The 8,489-nt window shown below is 67.6% G+C and carries 9 protein-coding genes; 4 read left to right on the top strand and 5 right to left on the bottom strand.

Features of this window, described 5'->3' with window-relative positions:
• From ADBZ6I_RS03280 to ADBZ6I_RS03260, 5 genes are all read right to left on the bottom strand, one after another.
• Positions 1–360: thiamine pyrophosphate-binding protein (locus ADBZ6I_RS03280; protein ID WP_526380812.1), on the bottom strand; the 360-nt coding region annotated here is incomplete at its 3' end.
• 46 nt (positions 361–406) lie between these two features.
• Complete coding sequence (locus ADBZ6I_RS03275; protein WP_526380810.1) at positions 407–1,192, bottom strand: alpha/beta fold hydrolase; 786 nt, start codon at positions 1,190–1,192, stop codon at positions 407–409.
• A 9-nt stretch (positions 1,193–1,201) separates the two neighbouring features.
• A complete protein-coding gene (locus ADBZ6I_RS03270) occupies positions 1,202–2,173 on the bottom strand; it encodes an o-succinylbenzoate synthase (RefSeq protein ID WP_526380808.1) in 972 nt (323 codons plus the stop codon).
• Positions 2,173–3,735, bottom strand: coding sequence for a long-chain-fatty-acid--CoA ligase (locus ADBZ6I_RS03265; RefSeq protein WP_526380826.1), 1,563 nt, complete (start codon positions 3,733–3,735; stop codon positions 2,173–2,175). Before ADBZ6I_RS03265 ends, ADBZ6I_RS03270 begins: the two co-directional genes overlap by 1 nt.
• A 346-nt stretch (positions 3,736–4,081) precedes the next feature.
• Positions 4,082–4,297 (bottom strand): DUF3253 domain-containing protein, encoded by a 216-nt coding sequence (locus ADBZ6I_RS03260; RefSeq protein ID WP_526380824.1) that lies wholly within the window; start codon positions 4,295–4,297, stop codon positions 4,082–4,084.
• A gap of 26 nt (positions 4,298–4,323) precedes the next feature.
• On the opposite strand from ADBZ6I_RS03260, the gene fadD8 reads away from it, so the two are divergent.
• The 4 genes from fadD8 to ADBZ6I_RS03240 all read left to right on the top strand — a co-directional run bounded on the left by fadD8 (position 4,324) and on the right by ADBZ6I_RS03240 (position 8,453).
• Positions 4,324–5,922: a fatty-acid--CoA ligase FadD8 gene (gene fadD8, locus ADBZ6I_RS03255; protein WP_526380806.1), complete on the top strand. Its 1,599-nt coding sequence runs from the start codon at positions 4,324–4,326 to the stop codon at positions 5,920–5,922.
• Between the two features lie 64 nt (positions 5,923–5,986).
• Positions 5,987–6,637: an HAD family hydrolase gene (locus ADBZ6I_RS03250; protein ID WP_526380804.1), complete on the top strand. Its 651-nt coding sequence runs from the start codon at positions 5,987–5,989 to the stop codon at positions 6,635–6,637.
• 584 nt (positions 6,638–7,221) lie between these two features.
• Complete coding sequence (locus ADBZ6I_RS03245) at positions 7,222–7,542, top strand: hypothetical protein (RefSeq protein WP_526380802.1); 321 nt, start codon at positions 7,222–7,224, stop codon at positions 7,540–7,542.
• Entirely contained in the window at positions 7,539–8,453 is a 915-nt protein-coding gene (locus tag ADBZ6I_RS03240) for a 1,4-dihydroxy-2-naphthoyl-CoA synthase (RefSeq protein WP_526380800.1), read from the top strand. Before ADBZ6I_RS03245 ends, ADBZ6I_RS03240 begins: the two co-directional genes overlap by 4 nt.
• The last annotated feature ends 36 nt before the right edge of the window (positions 8,454–8,489 follow it).

The following is an 8,489-nucleotide window of genomic DNA, read 5'->3' as shown; positions in this document are numbered from 1 at the left end:
CATGGTCTGGTTGGCGCCGGTGCCCAGCAACTCGTAGGGCCGGTTGGCGGACAGGATGACCAACGGCACCCGCGCGTAGTTGGCCTCGACCACGGCCGGGCCCAGGTTGGCCACCGCAGTGCCCGATGTCATCGCGATCGGAACGGGCCGCCCGCTGCCCAGCGCCAGACCAATCGCCAGAAAACCGGCGGTCCGCTCGTCGATGCGCACGTGCAACCGCAGTCGGCCGGCCCGATCGGCGTCGGCCAGGGCGAAGGCCAGCGGGGCGTTACGGGAACCGGGGCACAGCACGACGTCGCGGACGCCGCCGCGGACGAGTTCGTCGACGACCACCCGGGCCTGCGTCGTCGAAGGGTTCACCCCTATAGGGTGGCACAGAGGTTTTTCGCTGACGAGCGGCCGGCGGTTAGATTAGCCGCCCGGCAAAGAATTCCAGCATGGCCTTGTTGACGGCCTCGTGCCGCTCCAGGAATCCCAGGTGGCCGGTGTGGGCGATCTGGACGTACCGGCCCTTGGGGATGGCCTCCCCCACCTCCCGGCCCAGCGCCGGCGGAGTGACGACATCGTCGGCGAAGCCGATCACCAGGGCCTCGGTCGGAATCGCGCGGTACGCGGGCAACCGGTTCTCCAACGGCGCGACGCCGAGTTGAGCGCGCCAGCCGGGGGTGCGTTTCAGCGGGAAGGCGATGAACATCTGCAGCCACTCTTCGATGGCGGGAGAGTTGATGGTCTTCGGCGAAAAGTTCTCCAGGACGCGCACTTTCGCGGCATAGCTGTTGGGAAGTTCGACACCGGCCTCAGCAAGCTCGACATCGGCGGTGCGGAACGCGATGCGCGTGGTGTCGACACGACCGCGAGTACCCATCAACACCGCCTGGCGGACCAGGTCCGGACGGGCCAGCATCAGCTCCTGGGCGATGAACGCGCCCATCGACATGGCCACCACCCGGGTCGGGCCGCCGATCACCGTCTCGATGATGTCGACGGTGTCGGCCACCATCTGCTCGGTGGTGAAACCGTCGGCGTTCTCGGTGGCGCCGACGCCCCGGTTATCGAAGGTGATACAGCGGTATCCGGCGCGCACGAAGTCCGGCACCTGATGGATGTGCCAGGTGCGTCCGGCGCCGCCGGTGCCGGCGATGAACAGCACCGGGTCGCCGGAGCCGGTGTCGTCGAAGGCCAGGTTGGTCACGGCGCGAGGCTACACCGGGGCGATCAGCGGCAGGCATTCCCGGACCCGGGCTATCCACCAGTCGCGGCGGTCCGGGGCGGCAGCCAGCGCGCTCAGCCGTTCGGGTTCAGGCGCGACGGCGCAGACGGGGAGGTATCCGTCGACGGGCCGCAGGTCGGCGACGTCCTCGACGAACAGGGCGCCGGTGCCCAGGCCACACGCCAGCGGCAGCGCGGGCAGCGCAGCCGCGGCCGCTACTCCGGCGGCGATGCCGACCGCCGAGTCCAGCGCACTGGAGACCACCACCGGGATGTCGATGGCGGCGGCGATGGCAAGCATGGCGGTGATGCCACCCAGGGGTGCCACCTTGAGCACCGCGATATCGGCCGCGCCGGCCCGCACCACCGCCAGCGGATCGTCGGCCCGGCGGATGCTCTCGTCCGCGGCGACGGCGACCCCCAGGGGCGCGAGGCGACGTCGCACCTCAGCCAGTTCCGGGACCGTCCGGCACGGCTGTTCGATGTACTCCAACGCCCCGTCGGCGGTCAACGCGGCCGCCGCGGCCACCGCTTCGTCCACCGTCCAGCCGCCGTTGGCGTCGACCCGCACAGCGGGAATGGCGGCGCGGACGGCGTTCACCCGGGCGACGTCGTCAGCCAGCGCCTGCCCCGGTTCGGCCACCTTGACCTTGGCCGTGCGGGCACCGGGGAACCTCGCCAGCACTTCAGGCACCTGTTCAGCCCCCACCGCGGGCACAGTGGCATTGACCGGTATCCGATCACGCAGCACCGAAGGCCTTGCGCGGTAAGCGGATTCGATGCCGGACGCCAGCCAGTGCGCGGCCTCGGCGGCCTCGTACTCCAGGAAGGCGCCGAACTCTCCCCACCCTGCCGGCCCGTCGATGAGGGCTACTTCGCGCACCGTGATCCCACGGAAGCGCACCCGCATAGGCAGCGCGACGATGTGCAGGCGCTCAAGGATGTCGTCGAGCGCCGGCGGCATCAGATGGCGCGGTCTGCCTTGTCCCAGTAGGGCTTACGCAGATCCTTCTTGAGCAGCTTGCCGGTGGGGTTGCGGGGCAGCACGTCCATGATGTCGACGCTGCGCGGGCACTTGTAGCCGGCCAGCCGCTCTTTGCACCAGGTGATCAGATCCTCCGCGGAGGCCTCCTGACCGGGGGAGAGCTCCACCACGGCCTTGACCGTTTCTCCCCACTTCGGGTCGGGGATGCCGAACACAGCGGCGTCGGACACGGCAGGATGTTCGGTCAGCGCCCGTTCCACCTCGACGGAGTAGATGTTCTCTCCGCCGGAGATGATCATGTCCTTGAGCCGGTCCTCGACGAAGACGAAACCGCCGTCATCGACGCGGCCGATGTCGCCGGTACGGAACCAACCGTCGTGGATTGCCTCGTTGGTGGCGTCCGGCTTGTTGTGGTAGCCCTCCATCGTCTGCGGTGTGCGGAACCAGAGTTCGCCGGGCTGGCCCTGGGGGACATCCTCGAGCGTGTCGGGGTTGACCACCCGCACCTCCGCCTGGCGGTAGGGCTGGCCGGCGCTGGACAGCCGTTCCGGGTGGTCCGCGTCGCGGTGCGCCTCGGGCGAGAGCAGGGTGACCCCGCCGCAGACCTCGGTCAGGCCGTACACCTGGGCGAACTCGGTGTTGGGGAAATCGATCAATGCCTGGCGCAGCAGAGCCTGGGGCATCGGGGATGCGCCGTAGCAGAACGTACGCAGCTTGTTGAACACCTTGATCGCGTCCGGGCTCTCCATCACCTTGGACAGCACCGCGGGCACCAGGAAGGTGCGGGTGGCGCCACCCATGATCGCGGCACCGAGGGTCGCGCCGTCGGCCTCGCGGGTGATGATGGTCGGCATTCCTTCGTGAATGCCGTACTGCATGAATGACGTGCCGCCGACGTGGAACAGCGGCATGGCCACCAAGCTGATGTCATCGTCGGAGGGCTCGAAGAGGTGGGAGTTGATGCTGTGCGCGGTCAAAGCCGCCTGGCTCAGGCGGACTCCCTTGGGCTTTCCGGTGGTCCCCGAGGAGTACATGATCACGCAGACGTCGTCCGGGTCGACGTCGGCGCCGCGCCCGCGCGGGGTCGCCGAAGCCAGCACGGCCTCGTACTCGTCGCCGTCGCCGCCCTCCGGGGTGACGTTGATGATGTGCTCGATGTGGCTGAGCTGGTCGCGGATCGCGTCGACTGCCGGCCGCAACTCTTCGCCGACGATGATGACCTTGGCGCCGCAGTCGTTGAGGACGTAGTCCATCTCACTGCCGGCAAGCCGGAAGTTGATGACGGCCGTCGCAGCGCCCAGGCTGGCCACAGCCATGACGGTCTCCACACAGGCCGGGTGGTTCTTGTCGAGGAACGCCACGACATCGCCTCGGCCGATGCCGCGTTCGGCCAGCGCGCCGGCCAGTCGCCGCACCCGGTCGTTGAACTGCGACCAGGTGAACTTACGATTCAGAAAGATAATGGCATCCGCGTTGGGTTTGCACTCAGCCCAGTGGGCGAGGCGGTCGTCGAGGAATCGGGGTTCGGCAAGCGTCTCCATACCGGACAGGGTGCCATCAGGAGCGCGCGCCGTGAGCAATTTCACCGAAATCGGTGTCGACTTGTCGGCTTCGATAATGTCCAGTTGGTCTACCGTCACGGCGAACAGTTCAGCAAACTGGACGGATGGGCCGTCACCGTGACAGCGGCGGCCCGCAGCGTGGAGCAGTCGCGGTGAGCCGGCATGGTTGCCCGTCTCTGTCAGCGTGCCCGCGGACGCAGCAGCACCATGGCGACTGACGATCGCCACCGCCGGCACCACCGCCATGATGAGGCTCACGTTGTGGATGGCCGAGAGCCAGCTGTCGGTGGCAGGTTCAACGCCGCTTTGACCGCGGGTGCGGCGTTCAACTTCCTCGGCGGCGCGGGTTTGACCGCGGACACCCACCACACGCCGAGTTCCGGCGAGCGACGGTCCGGATGCGGATCGGTCTGCGCCAATCCCCGTCGGTCGCCACGACGCCGCGCTGGGTGATCTCAACCGCCCCGTCCCGCGCCAGCGCGCGGGCTGCGGCGCGGGTCGGTTCCATCAGCTCGCGCCATCGTTGGCCACCGACCGAGATCCCTTAGGCGATCTACTGTGTCACTCATGAGCGACCTGCTGCGCCGTGGAGTGCACACCGGCCACCTCACCGTCGGCGCGCTCAAACGCAACCGGAACCGCCCGGTGCTGTTTCTCGGGGACACCACACTGACCGGCGGTGAGCTGGCCGATCGGATCAGCCAGTACATCCAGGCCTTCGAGGCGCTCGGCGCGGGCACCGGCGAGACCGTCGGCCTGCTGTCGCTGAACCGACCGGAGGTGTTGATGATCATCGGCGCCGGGCAGACCCAGGGCTACCGCCGCACCGCGCTGCACCCGCTGGGTTCGCTGGACGACCACGCCTACGTGCTGGCCGACGCCGGTGCGACGTCGCTGATCGTCGATCCGAATCCGATGTTCGTCGAGCGGGCGGTCGGGTTGCTGGACAAGGTGCCCTCGCTGCGGCAGGTGCTGACGCTGGGCCCGGTTCCGCCGAAGTTGGCCGACGTCGGTGTGGACCTGATCGCCGCGGCGGCCGGATATGCGCCGAAACCGTTGGCGGCGGCCGATCTTGCGCCCGACCACATCGGCGGCCTGACCTATACCGGTGGCACCACCGGCAAGCCCAAGGGGGTGATGGGCACGGTGTCGTCGATTCTGACGATGACCACCGCGCAGTTGGCCGAGTGGGAATGGCCCGAGCATCCGCGGTTCCTGATGTGCACCCCGCTCTCGCACGCCGGGGCGGCGTTCTTCACCCCGACCATCGTCAAGGGCGGCGAGATGATCGTGCTGCCCAAGTTCGACCCCGCCGAGGTGCTGGCCACCATCGAGGAGCGCCGGATCACCGCCACCATGCTGGTGCCGTCGATGATCTATGCCCTGATGGACCACCCCGATTCGCGCACCCGGGACCTGTCGTCGCTGGAGACGGTGTACTACGGCGCCTCGGCGATGAACCCGGTCCGGCTGGCGGAGGCGATCGAGCGGTTCGGGCCGATCTTCGCGCAGTACTACGGGCAGTCCGAGGCTCCCATGGTCATCACCTACCTGGCCAAGGGCGACCACGACGCCCAGCGGCTGACCTCCTGCGGGCGGCCGACGCTGTTCTCCCGGGTGGCATTGCTGGACACCGCCGGGAACCCGGTGCCACAGGGCGAAGTGGGCGAGATCTGTGTGTCGGGTCCGCTGCTGGCCGGCGGCTACTGGAACCTCCCGGAGGCCACCGCCGAGACGTTCCGCGACGGCTGGCTACACACCGGCGACATGGCCCGCGAGGACTCGGACGGCTTCTACTACATCGTCGACCGGGTCAAGGACATGATCGTCACCGGCGGGTTCAACGTCTTTCCCCGGGAGGTCGAGGACGTGGTCGCCGAACACCCGGCCGTCGCGCAGGTGTGCGTGATCGGCACACCCGACGAGAAGTGGGGCGAGGCGGTGACCGCGGTGATCGTGCTGCGGCCCGGTCATCCCACCGACGACGCGGCGATCGCGGCAGTGACGACGGAGATCCAGGCGGCGGTCAAGGAACGCAAGGGATCGGTGCAGTCACCCAAGCAGGTGATCGTGGTCGAGTCGGTTCCGGTGACCGCACTGGGCAAGCCGGATAAGAAGACCGTTCGGGCGCGGTTCTGGGTCGGGACGGAGCGGCACATTGGCTGACGATTCGGCCGAGGGACGAGGCCGGGGAGGAAGCCAATATCAAGCCGGGCCTGAGTTACGTGCGGTGCTGTTCGACTTCTCCGGGACGCTGTTCCGCCTCGACGAGGACGACAGCTGGTTCGCCGATATGGACGGTGTCGACGAAGCGGTGCAGGCCGAGCTGATGGATCGTCTCACCCACCCGACCGGGCCCGGCGTTCAGATGACCGAGCGGGCGTACGAGGCATGGCTCAACCGAGATCTGAAGCCGCACCTGCACCGCGAGGCGTACCTGCATGTGCTGTCGGTCTCGGGCCTTTCCGACCGGCACGCCGCAGCCCTGTACGAACGAGTCATCGACCCGGCCTCGTGGACGCCCTACCCGGACACCGTCCAGGTGCTCGACGGTCTGCGCGCCGACGGGATTCCGACGTCGGTGGTGTCCAACATCGCCTGGGACATCCGCGAGGCGTTCGACGCCGCGGGAACGGGCGCCGACGACTACGTGCTGTCCTTCGAAGCCGGTGTGATGAAACCGGACCCTCGAATCTTCCAGATCGCCCTCGACCGGCTGGGGGTGAACGCCGCGGAGACACTGATGGTGGGCGACAGCGACGAGAACGACGGTGCGGCTGCCGAATTGGGGTGCTCCTTCGCGTTGGTGGACCCGCTGCCGACCGCCGAGCGGCCGACCGGGCTCGTGGACGCGTTGCGGGAGTGGGGGTTAGCGCTGTAGGTACGCGGTCAGGCTGCTCGCAGGGTTTGAATGTGCCGCCGACTGGGTGCCCGAACCGCGGCATAGTGGTCGAGAAGCTGATCACCGATTCTCGGCCAACTTCGATCCACTGAGGCAAGGTGAACCACATGCGGGTCGAAATTCCTCAGCAGCCTGAGCATTCCGGGTCGTGCCACGCTCGAGGCCAGTGATGAAACGCGACGATTCTCTGGCGCGGCCACAAGTGCTTCGTGTCCATTGCGGCCCAGATGCTCCAGGATTCGACGCACCGAACCGGCAACATCGTTGACGCTGGGCAGAAATGACTCGGCGACTATCGCACGACCCAAGGTTCCCGACGATGGGTGTCGGCAAGGTTGCCGACGGTGATACGCGGCCCGTCGGTTCACCGTCAACTCAGATGCGAGTGTCCCGCTCGCGGCAATGTTCGTCGGAAGGCCTGGAAATCTTCACGGCGCGTTCATCGCGCGACGGTACCGTCACGGCTTCATCGCACTACCGAAGGCACCCGACAAGGACGACCATTGGATCGAAATCTTGATTCGCTCTCCGGGGCTCCGGGATTCAGTTACCGCAGACTGTGGGTGACGCTTCTGGTTGCGGCTGCCATCATTGCCGGGGCCACGCTGCTTGTCCGCAGCTTCCCTAATTCGGGCCACCAAGCCGGATACGAAGCCGTCACCACAGAGGGACACAAGCGCATTCAGGAAGAGGTCAACGCGGCCGACGGCACGGCACTGCCCGTCTGCGACCGGTTGCACACCGAAGCTGAGTCATCTCCAAACAGGCCTCGCTACGACTATCAGTCATTCCTGACAGGCTGCAGCGAGGCGATCGACCAAATGTCCGGCACCCACGTTCCGCTGCTGGCGCCGAATGTCAGTCGCGTACCGTCACCGGAGTGAGCGACAACCCGTTCAACCCCGCACTCTGGCAGACCGTCGCAGGCTTCGAGGATCTCACCGACATCACCTATCACCGGCACGCCGCCGACGGTGCACCGCAGCCGACGGTGCGGATCGCCTTCAACCGCCCCGAGGTGCGCAACGCCTTTCGGCCGCACACCGTCGATGAGCTCTACCGCACCCTCGACCACGCCCGGATGTCCCCCGACGTCGGCGTGGTGCTGCTGACCGGCAACGGGCCTTCGACCAGGGACGGCGGCTGGGCGTTCTGCTCCGGCGGGGATCAGCGCATCCGGGGCCGCAGCGGCTACCAGTACGCCGCCGGCGAGACCGCCGACACCGTCGACCCGGCCCGGGCCGGACGGCTGCACATCCTGGAGGTGCAGCGCCTGATCCGGTTCATGCCCAAGCCGGTGATCTGCCTGGTCAACGGGTGGGCGGCCGGCGGGGGACACAGCCTGCACGTGGTGTGCGACCTGACCCTGGCCAGCCGCGAGCACGCGCGGTTCAAGCAGACCGACGCAGACGTCGGCAGCTTCGACGGCGGCTACGGCAGCGCCTACCTGGCGCGGCAGGTAGGCCAGAAGTTCGCCCGCGAGATCTTCTTCCTCGGCCGCACCTACACCGCCGAGCAGATGCACCACATGGGCGCAGTCAACGAAGTCGTCAACCATGCGGACCTGGAGAACGTCGCCCTGGACTGGGCGGCGGCGATCAACGGGAAATCGCCTCAGGCACAACGGATGTTGAAGTTCGCGTTCAACCTGCTCGATGACGGGCTGGTAGGTCAGCAGCTTTTCGCCGGGGAAGCCACCCGGCTGGCCTACATGACCGACGAGGCCGTCGAGGGCCGCGACGCGTTCCTGGAGAAGCGCGACCCCGACTGGAGCCCGTTCCCGCGCTACTTCTAAAACGTCGGACGAACCGCCACAGCCACGCCGCATAGA

This window comes from Mycobacterium sp., assembly GCF_044342925.1.
Classification (GTDB): domain Bacteria; phylum Actinomycetota; class Actinomycetes; order Mycobacteriales; family Mycobacteriaceae; genus Mycobacterium.
This window is presented reverse-complemented; position numbering and strand designations above follow the sequence as displayed.